The sequence below is a fragment of the Psychrobacter sp. genome (assembly GCF_036731945.1).
GTDB lineage: Bacteria > Pseudomonadota > Gammaproteobacteria > Pseudomonadales > Moraxellaceae > Psychrobacter.
In genome coordinates this window covers 19,541-32,403 of sequence record NZ_DAINDI010000006.1, presented here as the reverse complement: position 1 = coordinate 32,403, position 12,863 = coordinate 19,541, and the positions used below count along the sequence as shown (strand labels likewise).

At 43.5% G+C, this 12,863-nt stretch carries 14 protein-coding genes; 8 read left to right on the top strand and 6 right to left on the bottom strand.

Annotated features, from left to right (window positions below; translation table 11 throughout):
* From V7D75_RS02220 to tsf, 6 genes are all read left to right on the top strand, one after another.
* The coding region (locus tag V7D75_RS02220; protein WP_333613234.1) for an ATP-binding protein at positions 1–924 on the top strand (924 nt) is incomplete at its 5' end.
* 19 nt (positions 925–943) lie between these two features.
* Positions 944–1,306, top strand: a complete 363-nt coding sequence (locus V7D75_RS02215; RefSeq protein ID WP_200661618.1) for a response regulator — start codon at positions 944–946, stop codon at positions 1,304–1,306.
* A gap of 114 nt (positions 1,307–1,420) precedes the next feature.
* A complete protein-coding gene (locus tag V7D75_RS02210; RefSeq protein ID WP_333613233.1) occupies positions 1,421–1,870 on the top strand; it encodes a chemotaxis protein CheX in 450 nt (149 codons plus the stop codon).
* 41 nt (positions 1,871–1,911) lie between these two features.
* Complete coding sequence (locus V7D75_RS02205; RefSeq protein WP_200661620.1) at positions 1,912–2,361, top strand: chemotaxis protein CheX; 450 nt, start codon at positions 1,912–1,914, stop codon at positions 2,359–2,361.
* 381 nt (positions 2,362–2,742) lie between these two features.
* The gene (rpsB, locus tag V7D75_RS02200) at positions 2,743–3,552 is read left to right on the top strand and encodes a 30S ribosomal protein S2 (RefSeq protein ID WP_068403976.1); all 810 of its coding nucleotides are present in this window, start codon (positions 2,743–2,745) and stop codon (positions 3,550–3,552) included.
* Positions 3,553–3,797: 245 nt separating this feature from the next.
* Positions 3,798–4,679: a translation elongation factor Ts gene (gene tsf, locus V7D75_RS02195; protein ID WP_144297563.1), complete on the top strand. Its 882-nt coding sequence runs from the start codon at positions 3,798–3,800 to the stop codon at positions 4,677–4,679.
* 167 nt (positions 4,680–4,846) lie between these two features.
* Here the strand turns inward: tsf and V7D75_RS02190 are convergent, their stop codons facing one another.
* The 4 genes from V7D75_RS02190 to hflX form a co-directional block, all read right to left on the bottom strand.
* The gene (locus tag V7D75_RS02190) at positions 4,847–5,659 is read right to left on the bottom strand and encodes a lytic transglycosylase domain-containing protein (RefSeq protein ID WP_333613232.1); all 813 of its coding nucleotides are present in this window, start codon (positions 5,657–5,659) and stop codon (positions 4,847–4,849) included.
* Positions 5,660–6,102: 443 nt separating this feature from the next.
* The gene (locus V7D75_RS02185) at positions 6,103–6,792 is read right to left on the bottom strand and encodes an LrgB family protein (RefSeq protein WP_333613231.1); all 690 of its coding nucleotides are present in this window, start codon (positions 6,790–6,792) and stop codon (positions 6,103–6,105) included.
* 22 nt (positions 6,793–6,814) lie between these two features.
* Positions 6,815–7,267, bottom strand: coding sequence for a CidA/LrgA family protein (locus tag V7D75_RS02180; protein WP_333613230.1), 453 nt, complete (start codon positions 7,265–7,267; stop codon positions 6,815–6,817).
* A 357-nt stretch (positions 7,268–7,624) separates the two neighbouring features.
* Positions 7,625–9,064 carry a ribosome rescue GTPase HflX gene (gene hflX / locus V7D75_RS02175; RefSeq protein WP_333613229.1) on the bottom strand — a complete coding sequence of 480 codons (1,440 nt, stop codon included), beginning with the start codon at positions 9,062–9,064 and terminating at the stop codon, positions 7,625–7,627.
* Between the two features lie 403 nt (positions 9,065–9,467).
* Here hflX and V7D75_RS02170 point away from each other — a divergent pair, with 403 nt between their 5' ends.
* Positions 9,468–10,268 (top strand): lysophospholipid acyltransferase family protein, encoded by an 801-nt coding sequence (locus tag V7D75_RS02170; protein ID WP_333613228.1) that lies wholly within the window; start codon positions 9,468–9,470, stop codon positions 10,266–10,268.
* A 170-nt stretch (positions 10,269–10,438) separates the two neighbouring features.
* Here V7D75_RS02170 and V7D75_RS02165 read toward each other — a convergent pair whose 3' ends face one another.
* Both V7D75_RS02165 and V7D75_RS02160 read right to left on the bottom strand, forming a co-directional pair.
* Entirely contained in the window at positions 10,439–11,479 is a 1,041-nt protein-coding gene (locus tag V7D75_RS02165; protein ID WP_333613227.1) for an aldo/keto reductase, read from the bottom strand.
* A gap of 56 nt (positions 11,480–11,535) precedes the next feature.
* On the bottom strand, positions 11,536–12,033 hold the full coding sequence (locus V7D75_RS02160) for an FKBP-type peptidyl-prolyl cis-trans isomerase (protein WP_068403991.1): 498 nt from the start codon (positions 12,031–12,033) through the stop codon (positions 11,536–11,538).
* A gap of 155 nt (positions 12,034–12,188) precedes the next feature.
* On the opposite strand from V7D75_RS02160, the gene V7D75_RS02155 reads away from it, so the two are divergent.
* Positions 12,189–12,863 (top strand): DUF1294 domain-containing protein, encoded by a 675-nt coding sequence (locus tag V7D75_RS02155; protein ID WP_333613226.1) that lies wholly within the window; start codon positions 12,189–12,191, stop codon positions 12,861–12,863.

The following is a 12,863-nucleotide window of genomic DNA, read 5'->3' as shown; positions in this document are numbered from 1 at the left end:
GCGATTTATCGTGAAATGCACAGCTTAAAAGGTGAAGCATCGGCTCTTAAACTGCACAGCTTTACCAAAATTGCTGCAGACGCAGAAGACAAACTTGATGCACTGCAAAATCAAGGTAAGCTATCAGGAAATAACTTCTTACCACTGGCTGTCCATTTGGATGACTTACTCAGCCTATCAAACACCATTGAGACATTAGGTGAGCGCATCAACCAAGCCGCGCCAAAGAGTCATGCAAGCACTCAGCGGATGAAAAAAGCAGCTGTGACCGCCAGTTCATCAAGTGCCAACCATGAGTCAGCAGCAAATCAATCAGTTGCCACTGCGTCTTTTGCCGGCGGCAATAATATTGATTTGAATGACGATGTCGCTGAAGAGCAGTTGGCTTACTATCAAGATTTTGCGCAAGATATCGCGGTTAGACAAGGCAAACAAGTACAGCTAAATGGTCATAACTTAGAGCACGTTACCATCCCTGAACGTCTGAAAAAACCGGTTCGGGAAATCAGTATTCAGTTATTACGTAATGCAGTGGTACACGGTATCGAGTCTCCTGAAGCGCGTCAGGCTGCTGGTAAGTCTGCCATCGGTAGTATTGATTTAGAGATGCAACGTGATGCGCAAAACTTAATCATCGTATTACAAGATGACGGTCAAGGCATCAACTACGAAGGCATCCGCAATAAATTAATTGCCGATGGTCGCTATAACAGTGAAGACGCAAGCGCGCTTACTGAGGGTGAGTTGCTTAAAACGTTGTTTACTTCTGGCTTCTCTACCAAAGAGCATGCGGACGAAGATGGTGGACGCGGCGTGGGCTTAGATGTCATTAAGGCTTTAGTAAAAGAGTATGACGGTAAGCTTAATGTAAACAGTGAGCTTGGCAAAATGACCCGTTTTGTCGTCACCTTACCGACTGCGTAATTAAGGATAAAAAGATATTATGTACAAATTAATGATTGTTGATGATTCAAATATCATTCGAAACCGTATTCAGCGTGCTTATGATTCAGGTAAGTTCATGCTAGTGGCGACGGCGACCAGTGGTGTGCAAGCGATTGAGAAATTTAATATACATCGTCCGGATGTGGTTACCATGGATTTGACCATGCCGCAAATGGATGGGCTTGAATGCATTGCAAAAATCATTGCGATAGACCCTGAGGTGCGGATTTTGGTGGTGTCGGCGTTGTCTGATAAATCGACGGGTATTGAAGCTTTGTCACTGGGCGCAAGCGGATTTTTATGTAAGCCTTTTTCAGAAGAAGAGCTGGTAGAGTCTTTGTATGAGCTTGTACAAGACTAGCATCTAGGGCGTATCCTCCATTTAATTGATAAGCTTAGCTCGTTTTTACGGCTATCTTTAAATGAGGACACGCCCTAATCAATTTAGTAAATATATTATTAAAGAATACATATTATGAAAGAGCAAAAGTTACAAATTTTTGTGAGTATCATTACCAATTATTTTAATCAGTTTGGCAATGAAGAGCTTGTCGTTGATACCCCTTATTTACTAGAGAATCAACAGCCAAAAGTCCATGACTACACTGGTGTCATCGGTATCTCAGGAGTGCAAAAAGGCGTGGTTTATTTTTCTGCCACCAGCGCGTTATTGAACAGTATCCTCGATAGCATGGGCGAAACCGATAAAGGCGAAGATAATTTGGTCGATCTTGCTGGTGAGGTTGCCAATACCATATCGGGTAATGCGCGCAACGAATTTGGCTCAGAGTTTCATATCTCTGTACCACTGGTGTTTAAAGGCTCGCCGCAAAGCATTATCCTACCTAAAGATGGGCGTTCTTTTATCATTCCAGTCAGTTGGCGCGGTCAAATTGGCGAGATTGTGGTTTGTCTACAAGACTAAACACAGCCCCTAATAATGATTAATACGGACGACAAACGATTATGGTTAATGTAGATAAGTTAGGCGTCTTTTTAAGCTCAATCAGTGCGTTTTTTGCACAGATTGATGATGAGTCAGTAGTGATTGATACGCCGTATTTGAATAGCAATAAAAATGCCGTGGGTTATGATTATAGCGGTATGATTAAAATCTCCGGACCGCTTGAAGGGTGCGTTTACGTCAGCGCGCCAAGCACTCTTTTACGTGAAGTCATCAAAGTAATGGGCGAGCCTGACTCCTCTATTACGATGATGAAAGACTTGTTGGGTGAGATGGCAAACACTATTTCAGGTAACGCGCGTACTGAGTTTGGTGCCGATTTTATTATTTCACCGCCCAAAATCATTGAAGGCATACCGAGTATTCCTTACTTACCAAAAGACCGCCAAAGCTATATCACGCCTTTTACATGGCGCGGCTACAAGGCAGTCATCGGTATCTCTATTGCTTAGTTTTAAATTGAGCACACAAGGATAAGAGCGAATAATAAGGTAAAGAAAAACGACGTTTATACGTCGTTTTTTATGGGCAATAATCCGTTGGAGCTGCATAATAGCGCTAGCAGTCGCTAAGCGTTATATGGTAAAATACAGCCCAGCTATTTTTATCATTCAGTATTATTCTGGACTTTCAAATCATAGCTCTATTTTTAAATCAATCCATCAAACAATGACACACACATCATGGCAAAAAATTGCTGGGTGTTTGGCGACTTGATTAATTTGCAAAAAAGTTAGTGCTGTTTCAATAAACATTAACCGTTAGCAAATGCGTGTCGCTAGATAGGCAGTTTTTGTGATGTGGAGGCATAACCCAACCAATAGGAATTTCACATGGCTTCAAACAATCCAACCAAAATCGAAATGCGCGACTTATTACAAGCTGGCGCTCACTTTGGCCACCAAACACGTTTTTGGAATCCAAAAATGGGTCCATACATCTTTGGCGCCCGTAACAAGATTCACATCATCAACTTAGAGCACACCGTAAAAGCGTTTAACGAAGCATTGACTTATGTAAACGGCCTAGCTGCTAAGAAAAACAAAGTATTATTCGTCGGTACTAAGCGCGCAGCAAGCGGCGTTATCCGTGAGCAAGCACAACGCGCTGGTATGCCATACGTTGACCATCGCTGGTTAGGTGGTATGTTGACTAACTGGAAAACCCTACGCCAGTCAATCAATCGCCTAAAAGAGCTTGAAAAACAATCTGAAGACGGTACTTTTGCTAAGCTGACTAAGCGTGAAGCATTAGAGCGTACTCGTGATATGGAAAAACTTGAGCGTTCATTGGGCGGTATCAAAGACATGGGCGGCCTACCTGACGCTATCTTCGTCGTCGACGTAGACCATGAAGCAATCGCTATCAAAGAAGCTAAAAATCTAGGTATCCCAGTTATCGGTATCGTTGATACCAACTCAAACCCAGATAACGTTGATTACATCATTCCAGCAAACGATGATGCTATCCGTGCTGTGACTTTGTATGTGACTTCTATTGCTGATGCGATTATCGCTGGTAAAGAGTACGCTCAAACTCAAGCAGGCGGTAAAGCTGATCAAGCACAAGACGCTGAGCAAGCTCCTGCTACTGAAGCAGCAGCTGACGCGAAAACTGAAGAAGCAGCGACTCCAGCAGAGTAATGGCTAAGCGATATGGTTTAACTTTGTAAGGTTGCCTTGATAGTTTAGCTACTAGCAGCCATATAAGGTTATTAATCGCATAAAGTTTATAAAAATCTATAATAGGCATGATGTAGTTTTACTCGTCATGCCTTATTATTAACGCGCCGAGCATCACTGACTTATTGCACAGAATATCAGCGCGTTTAGATATCGTGCACTCCCTTACATAACAATACTCACCTACATCATAAAAGGTAACTCTTATGTCAGAAGTAAAAATATCTGCCAAAATGGTAAAAGAATTGCGTGACCGTACTGGTCTTGGCATGATGGAATGCAAAAAAGCGTTAGAAGAAGCAAACGGCGATGTCGAAGTTGCCATTGATAACCTACGTAAATCTGGTCAAGCGAAAGCGGCTAAAAAAGCAGGTAACATCGCAGCTGACGGCGCTATCATCATCGCTCAAGGTGACAACAAAGCATTCTTGCTAGAAGTAAACTGCCAAACTGACTTCGTTGCAAAAGATGAAAACTTCACTGCATTTGCAGAAAAGGTGGCCAATCTTGCCCTAGAAAACAATGTCACTGACGTTGCTGCTATCTCTGAATTGTCTTATAGCGATGATCAAACCGTTGAAGAAGCACGTGTATCTTTGGTACAAAAAATCGGTGAAAACATTCAAATTCGCCGCGTTGAAGTACTAGAAGGCGCAAACATCGCTGCATACCGTCACGGCCTACGTATCGGTGTGGTCGTATCTTATGAAGGCGGCAGCGAAGAAACTGGCAAAAATCTTGCCATGCACATTGCAGCGTTCAACCCAGTCGCAGTAGATGACGAAAGCGTAGATGCTGATGTACTAGCACGCGAAAAAGACATCATCGAAGCCAAAGCGAAAGAATCTGGCAAGCCTGACAACATCGTTGAAAAAATGATTGAAGGTGGTTTGCGTAAGTACCTAGACGAAGTAACCTTACTACGTCAACCATACGTTATGGACAATGAGAAAAAAGTTGGTGACGTATTAAAATCTGAAGGCGTAAAAGTACTTGGTTTCAAACGTTTAGAAGTTGGTGAAGGCATCGAGAAGAAGCAAGAAGACTTTGCTGCTGAAGTTGCTGCCACGCAAGCGGCGAACAAGTAAGCTTTAAATCATATAAAGCACATCGTATAGATATTAAAAAGCCCGTTAATATATAACGGGCTTTTTTGTGTGTAACTTTTAAAGACTAAGCATTTTAAAGGTTTATTTATTTATTTTTAGGCTACTTATTTTCAGGTTACTTGCAACTACCAGCTTAAACGTTAATATTAACGTAGTGCTAAATAAGCAGAATTGGCATAGCTGGCGCTGTTGCTATTATTACTGGTACCGTAACTGACGTTTTGCACGCCGCCGCCATTGGTAGTGCCCGTAGCGTTATTGGCATTCATAGTATTACCCGATAGCGCTGAGTCATTCTTATATAAGCTATGATAGCGGCTCATGACGCTTTTGACATAGTTGCGCGTTTCTTTAAACGGGGGTATGCCATTGTATTTATCGACGTTCCCTTCACCAGCGTTATAACCTGCCACCGCAAACTCAACGTTATTATTAAAACGTTTCATCAGCCAAGCGATATATTTCGCTGAGCCTTCGATATTATCAGCAGGATTCCACGGATTACTGACCTTAAAGCGGCGCGCCGTTGCTGGCATCAGCTGCATCAAACCTTGCGCGCCGACAGGTGAGCGTGCATTGGGATTAAACGCCGATTCGGTATGCATCATGGCTTTCATAAGGCCAGGATCGATACCATGACGGGCAGCCGAGGTACGGATATAACTGTCATAAGAGTTACGGCTGCCGCTACTACTCGCCGTGCTGCTACCGTAATCATTGCTATAGCTGCTGCCTGCATTGTAGGCGCTTGAATCTTTATAGTAGGTGGTTTTTACTTTTTTATTAAATTTATCAAAATTACCGCTAGGATTGACGTTGGTAAGCAGAACTTGGCCGCCCTTGTCTTTATAAATATACATGTTTCCCGCTTGAGCGGCGATAGGTAAGCTAGATAAAGCAATGGCAGAGAGTAAAAGGGGTGACAAGCAGCGCGTCATGAAAGGGGCAATAGTTATCATAGGTTTATCACTTTTTATTAAGTAAGAGCAAATTGCTTTGCCTATAAGCGCGTGAGGTTGCGCATCAAAGCGGTTATCGCGTCTGTAGGATTTATAGCACTCAAATAGGCTACCTACGAATTCACGTCTAACAAAACCACTTGCAATAGATACAAAAAATAATAGTTGCTTACTATAACACAAAATAAGTTTTTGCCACATCTGAATGCGTGTACGCGCGGTCAAAAATCCATTTGTTTTGTAAAAAAGCTGAATAAAATCAAGATGGTAATAAAGCGAGGGTAGATAAGCAGTTTATAGCAGCAAGGTTTAAGACTTTGTTTTTGTCATAAAAATGATTAATAGATAACGTTAAAAATGCTAGCAAATACAATTAATGTAGGTGAAAAAAAGCTCATCAAAAAGGATAGGCTTTAATAGCTTTCGACTTTACTTAAAATATTTTAAACCGATAAGGCCCCAATAAAAATAGGTACCCAGACAGCGGTGACTAAGCCATTAACCGCTAAGCCAAAAGCGGCATAGCGTCCGGCAGTGTGGCTGATTTGCCATGCTTCTACGGTGCCGAAAGCATGCGCCGCTAAGCCAAGTGCGAGGCCTTTGGCGCGGTCGTCATCAATACCGCGAAATAAAAAGCGCGCTAAGGTGCCACCGATTAGACCTGAAACGATAATGATTAAATTTGCTAATGCCAGCGGGGCCTTAATCAAATCGGCGACGCTCAGACCAATTGGTGTGGTCACTGAGCGCGTCGCAAATGCTAAAATGGTCTCGTGGCTAAGCGAAAATAAATAGGCCAATGACATGGGTAGCAAGGCGCCAACCACGCTTGCAAGTGCCACAATCATGGTCAGCTTTTTAACTGGTAAACCCTTAAAGTTCATCGCCGCCAATGGCACGGCCAATAATACCGTCACATAGCCTAACAGATGGTCAAATACCGGTTTTGCCACGCCGTAATAATGATTGTAATCCCATTGTAAAATAAATAAAAATAGCAGTACTAAGACCAAAGCGGTGATGACCATCGGCAACCATGACAGCTTGCGCGCAAGGACACGGGCAATAACGTGGGCGGCCAAGGTTAATACTATCGCAGCAAGGGTTGCGGTAAACACACTATCAAAACTCATAACGTTGCCTTATTAACAGAGCTTAATGCTGTCCCTTGTGCTTGTTGGTCATATTCATATTGTCATCATGACTGCCATCTGTATTATCGCTATTATTAAGCGAGCGATTGGCAAGGATAGCCAATCCCCAAAGCGGGATAAGGGTACTGATAATCATAGTCAGCATCACGCCCCAAAACTCATCCCCTAACGCAAATAGCAGCAAACCTGCGCCGGCAGAAACAGGTAAAAAAGCAAAACCACTATCGACCAGTAAGGTGTTGCTTGCTTGGGTTAGCCAATGCGGTAGCCCTTTTATGACTCGCCAAATAATTAAAATAACAAACATCGTTAACAGGCCGACGATATTAGCTGCTTTTTCAATACCCGCCCATTGGCAGACAACGACTGCTAACTCACGAACCACCACGACCATAATCAGCGTCAATATTAGCGCCATCCATAAAGGCATGTTAGAAGTAGAGGTAGAGCTCATAAGCAATCCTAGCCAAGTCGGGTATAAAAAGGGAAATATGCTAAAAAAGAGAGTTTAACGCCAGTGTGTTAACAAAAGCATGTCAATAAAAGCATTTCAGCCAAAGCTGATTATATAGGCAGTAGACATACTAATAAAGCCTAAGCGCAGATTGCTGCTATTAAGCTGTTGTTAAATGTCTCGTATAGTGAGTGAAAAGTCATATCAATACAGCAATACCGTCGCGTTTTTAGGATATTTTGACTATATCATAAATGTCCATTACCCCTTATATGCTACAAATATAAAAAAGGACGCCATCATTTGATAACGCCCTTTTTAACTTCACCCAGATTAAATAACTTTTGACGACGTTATTTAACTTTGCGAGTCAGATTCTTCTGTAGCAGAGTTTAACGCTTCAAATTCAGTAAAGGCATCTTCTTCCTCTGCCGTTAAAGAGGCAGCTTCATCAATACTCTCATCTTTTTGCTCAAACTCTTCAAGTATCGGCATTAGCAATGTTGCTTGGGCTAATGGCAATACATCTAACGGCTTTAGATTGGCTTGTCCCAATAGCTGTTTGAGCCTATCGCTTGGCAAGCGAATGGTTAGGCGCTCATGACCATTATCGTCATAGCTTTCTTCCAAAATGACGCCAAGCTCATACAAGGTGTTTTTAAATTGACCGGCACTATATGGAAGGGTCAAATCAAAGGTAGTTAAGTTGCCCGTCAATAATTGCTGTACGGCAAGCGACAACTCTTCCATGCCTAGGTTTTGGCGTGAAGAGACATACACCCGATTTGGCTGACCTTCTTTCGCATAACCAATGTGCGCCGGCTCATCGGTTAAGTCAATTTTATTATAAACATTCAGTACAGGTACATCGTTGTCAATCTCAGCAAGGACGTTTTTCACCGCTTGAATCTGCTCGTGCATGTCTTCGCTCGATGAGTCGATGACATGCAGTAGTAAGTCGGCTTCTAGCGTCTCTTCTAAGGTTGCATGAAACGACTCGACCAACTCATGTGGCAAATGACGGACAAATCCAACCGTATCAACCAAAACCACGCGGCCAACTCCTTGCCAGTCAAGACGGCGCAAGGTCGGGTCAAGGGTGGCAAATAATTGGTCGGCGGCATAAATATTTTCATCGACCAAGCGGTTAAACAAAGTTGATTTGCCAGCGTTGGTATAACCAACGAGCGAGATGGTCGGGACGTCTGATTTTTGCCGACGAGCTCGACCTTGGGCACGGGTTTGGCGTACTTTTTCTAGTTTGTTTTTCAGCTGGGTGACACGCACTTGTAATAAGCGGCGATCCGTTTCCAGCTGAGTTTCACCAGGTCCACGTAGACCAATACCCCCTTTTTGGCGCTCCAAATGCGTCCAACCACGTACCAGTCGTGTCGATAAGTGGTTTAACTGTGCTAGCTCAACCTGTAGCTTACCTTCGTAAGTACGGGCGCGCTGGGCAAAAATATCCAAAATTAAGCCGGTACGGTCAAGCACGCGGCATTGTACCAAAGCTTCGATATTACGCTCTTGCGATGGCGATAAATTATGATTGAAAAGGACAATATCAGCGTCGTATTCGCGCACCAATTCTGCTATTTCTTGTGCTTTACCGCTACCAACGAAATACTTGGCATCGGGACGCGCACGCGAGCCTGTAACCAGTGCCAAGCGATCAGCGCCCGCCGAATCTGCAAGTAGCTCAAATTCATTTAGATCATCGGGATCTTGAATCTGGCGGATGTCTAAATGGACGATAATGGCGCGCTCGCCACCTTCATATCTTTCAAAATATTCCAAAGAGTATCACCTATATCATTAAGTAAATAGATGGCTAATATCGGTTTTTAAGCATAAATATAGCCTTCATATGACCCTCTATATGTGGTCTTATCACTTGATATTAAAGCGTATGTGCGCAATTAACCATGTCTTTATGTTACAGCGTTTATAGGGAGATATTTTTATCTATAAAAACTTTAAGCTGAGACTATTAACAAAAGCCACTCATAATTCAGTGTACAAGTCATCACTGAGTAAATAAATTTTGTTATACTCATTGCCCTTGTTTACGAGATATAATCATACGTTTTTTAAGCAGCACTCTTTATAGCAACCAATATTTAATGACTAGGCCTTTTAATGAATGGGCTTTTTAATCAAGCATTTTTAACCCATAAGTTTTTAACCACGAGGGATACAGATGAGCCAATCTAAGTCAGGCTTTTCACTCAAACAGCAATTAGGTCGCGGCAAACAGATCGCTGGCATGACCACCACCATCGCTGGCGGATTGCGCGCCGCCCAGCGTATCGGTGCCTTTAAGCAGCCGCCGCGCGAAAAGCTACCGCGCTATATTCAAGCGTTTTGCCGAAAAATGGCTGGCTCGTTTGGCGTGCAGGTCGTGGCAGTCGAGCGCGTAGAGCAGCATCACGGTTTATGGGTCTCTAACCATGTATCGTGGATGGATATTCCGGTAGTGGGTACAGTCAGCCCCGCCTTTTTCTTATCAAAGGCAGAAATTGGTGATTGGCCAATCTTTGGTAAGCTTGCGCATGCCGCAGGGACGGTATTTATTGAGCGTGGTTCCGGTGATGCGGGCACGGTCGCCGCCCAAATTGCGACCTTTTTAACCAAAGGCTTTTCGGTTATCTTTTTCCCAGAAGCGACGACCACCGATGGCAAAAAAATCAAACGTATCCACGGCACTTTGCTGCAAGCGGCGATAGATGCTGACGTACCAGTACGCCCGCTGGTGATTGCGTATGTCAATAAAGACGGCACGTTAAGTGAAGCGCTGCCTTATTATGGTAAAATGACGATGAAAGATAGCCTAAAAAAGGTGCTTGATAGTAAAGATGTGACGGCTTTTGTCTTACCGCTTGAGCCGATAGACCCTAAAGGCCTAAATAAAAGCCAGCTGACCGATTTGTTACAAGCGCATATGCAAGAAGGCTTGGCTGAATTACATTCGCGGGTTTTAACGAAAGCTGCTAAACCTTAAGCAAGTACAAAACTGCTTAAAATACATTAGCTTTAATAGAAAAGTAGTTATAAAAAAGGCGCCAATCTTAGTCATCAATACTAATGATTGGCGCCTTTTTATTCGCTATGCAAATATTTGAATGTCAGTTTATTAAAAGCTAAACAATATTAATCTATGACCACGTAATGTTATGGCGACGGATTAGGGTGCTGGGTATGTACCGCCTCAATCGCTTTTAGCACATCTGCGCTCAAGGTGACATTAATACTATCGATATTCGATTGCAACTGCTCAGTGGTGGTTGCGCCAATGATATTACTGGTGACAAACGAGCGCGAATTGACAAAGGCCAATGCCATTTGCGCCATATCCAAACCGGCATCGGCAGCAATTTTGGCGTATTGAGCAGTGGCGGCTTTTGCTTCGTCATTGGTATAACGGGCAAAGTGGTCATACATTGTCAGACGCGCGCCAGTTGGACGTTTACCGTCAAGGTATTTACCAGATAAAACCCCAAAGCCGAGCGGCGAGTAGGCAAGTAGACCGACATTTTCACGATGGGCAATTTCTGCCATGCCAACTTCATATAGGCGATTGAGCAAACTATAAGGATTTTGCACCGTGATAGGCGCGATTAAACCATTTTTGTCCGCTTCCCACAGATAACGCATCAGACCCCAAGCGGTATCGTTCGATAAGCCATAAGCACGAATACGACCTTTTTTGATCTCGTCATTTAATGCTTGGATGGTTTGTAAAAAAGGCGTCAAATCATCCAGCGACTGCGCTGCCATCTCTTCACTATAACCGCGCTGGCTAAAGAAATTTGCTTGACGTTCAGGCCAATGCAACTGATAAATATCAATATAATCGGTTTGCAAACGCTCAAGATTGCCATCGATAGCGCTGCTGATTTGCGCAGCGGTATAACGCGTCTGACCATCGCGTAAAAAATCCATCGGTGACATTTTGCTGGCCAGAATGACCTTGTCGCGCTGTTTGGTTTTATTAAACCACGTGCCCATAAAGCATTCGGTATCGCCTTGCTTGTCTTTATCAGGCGGCGACGGATACATCTCGGCGGTATCCCAAAAATTCACGCCTGCACTAAGCGCCATGTCCATCTGGGCATGCGCGTCGCTTTCGCTATTCTGCTGTCCCCAAGTCATCGTCCCTAAGCAGATTTTTGAGACTTTTTCATTCAGTTGCGGCAGTATTTGATATTGCATCTGTTTATCCCTGTTTTTATTCTCAATAAGGTTTTATTCTAAAGCCGTTTTTCATACTACATAATCTTGATACCTGTGACGCCCGGTGGGGTGACTTGGAATATTTTTACTTTAAACAGTACCGATTGACCAGCAAGCGGATGGTTAAAGTCGACTTCGACTTCGTCGTCGTCAATGGCGCTAATGGTACCGGGCAGGGTGTTTTTGCCTTTATCTTCAAACTCGACCAACATACCGATTTCAGGATTGTCAGCGACTAAGGCAAATTGGGTGCGGCTAAAATGCTGAATGTTATCAGGGTTCCACTCACCAAATGCCTGCTCAGGCTCAAGGTGGGCGGTGCGTGTATCGCCAGCGCGTAGGTTCATCAGCACTTGCTCAAAACCCGGTAAAAAGCTCTCATCGCCAACGGTCAGCGTCACTGGCTCGTCGCGGTTAAAGGTTGAATCAATCACCGTGCCGTTTTCGAGCGATACTTCAAAATGCAGCTTTACAAGGCTGCCGTGGGTGATGCGAATGTCTTCATTAGGAGTGATAAATTGGGAGTCGGTCATAGTAAAAGCCACCTATTGCAAGTTATAAAATAATTAAAAATCTGGTTAAAAATAATGTCAGAAATGATAAGTCATCTCATAAAAGATGTAAGCCTAAATAGTGTAACGCAAATAGTGTAATATATTTGATGAATCTAAGAGAGAGCGACGTATTTATGGCAAAACCGATGGCACATAAACAACAAGGCCATATTAAAAAATGGCAAGACGATAAAGGTTTTGGTTTTATCGAAACTGCAGCGGGCGAGTCGGTATTTTTTCATATTAGCGCGTTTAGAGCCCAACGTCGCCCTGAGGTTGGCGAGCAAGTGGTTTTTACAGTAGGGCAAGACAATCAGGGACGCCTGCAAGCAAAGGATGTACAAGAACTCAGCTTTGTACAACAAAAAATGGCGCACAAGAACAACCAAATCCGGCAGCGTAATCACAAACGCAGTGCCCGAGCAGAATTTGAAGCAGGGCAAAAGAAACGCTTGTTCCTTGGTATTGGTTTTTATGGGGTTTTAATTTTATTGGCGGTGATGAATAAGCTAAGCTGGCTAGTAGTTGCTTGGTACGTGATATTAGGCGTCATTACCTATGGCATGTATGCCAAAGACAAAGCCGCTGCCCAAAGTGGCGACTGGCGCACGCCTGAATCAACGCTGCATTTGTTAAGTGCGCTTGGCGGTTGGGTCGGTGCGCTGGTCGCCCAAACCTACTTACGTCATAAGTCACAAAAGCCGGAATTTCGTATCGTTTATTATTTGACCGTCATTATTAATTTGGCAGGGTTGTTATTTATTATGGTAAACGGTGGCGACTTAATAGGGTTAAAAGCATTGTTCTAA

Coding starts and splice junctions, on each gene's coding strand:
- V7D75_RS02215 (WP_200661618.1), top strand. CDS start 944: ATGTACAAATTAATGATTGTTGATGATTCAAATATCATTCGAAACCGT.
- V7D75_RS02210 (WP_333613233.1), top strand. CDS start 1,421: ATGAAAGAGCAAAAGTTACAAATTTTTGTGAGTATCATTACCAATTAT.
- V7D75_RS02205 (WP_200661620.1), top strand. CDS start 1,912: ATGGTTAATGTAGATAAGTTAGGCGTCTTTTTAAGCTCAATCAGTGCG.
- rpsB (WP_068403976.1), top strand. CDS start 2,743: ATGGCTTCAAACAATCCAACCAAAATCGAAATGCGCGACTTATTACAA.
- tsf (WP_144297563.1), top strand. CDS start 3,798: ATGTCAGAAGTAAAAATATCTGCCAAAATGGTAAAAGAATTGCGTGAC.
- V7D75_RS02190 (WP_333613232.1), bottom strand. CDS start 5,659: ATGATAACTATTGCCCCTTTCATGACGCGCTGCTTGTCACCCCTTTTA.
- V7D75_RS02185 (WP_333613231.1), bottom strand. CDS start 6,792: ATGAGTTTTGATAGTGTGTTTACCGCAACCCTTGCTGCGATAGTATTA.
- V7D75_RS02180 (WP_333613230.1), bottom strand. CDS start 7,267: ATGAGCTCTACCTCTACTTCTAACATGCCTTTATGGATGGCGCTAATA.
- V7D75_RS02170 (WP_333613228.1), top strand. CDS start 9,468: ATGAGCCAATCTAAGTCAGGCTTTTCACTCAAACAGCAATTAGGTCGC.
- V7D75_RS02165 (WP_333613227.1), bottom strand. CDS start 11,479: ATGCAATATCAAATACTGCCGCAACTGAATGAAAAAGTCTCAAAAATC.
- V7D75_RS02160 (WP_068403991.1), bottom strand. CDS start 12,033: ATGACCGACTCCCAATTTATCACTCCTAATGAAGACATTCGCATCACC.
- V7D75_RS02155 (WP_333613226.1), top strand. CDS start 12,189: ATGGCAAAACCGATGGCACATAAACAACAAGGCCATATTAAAAAATGG.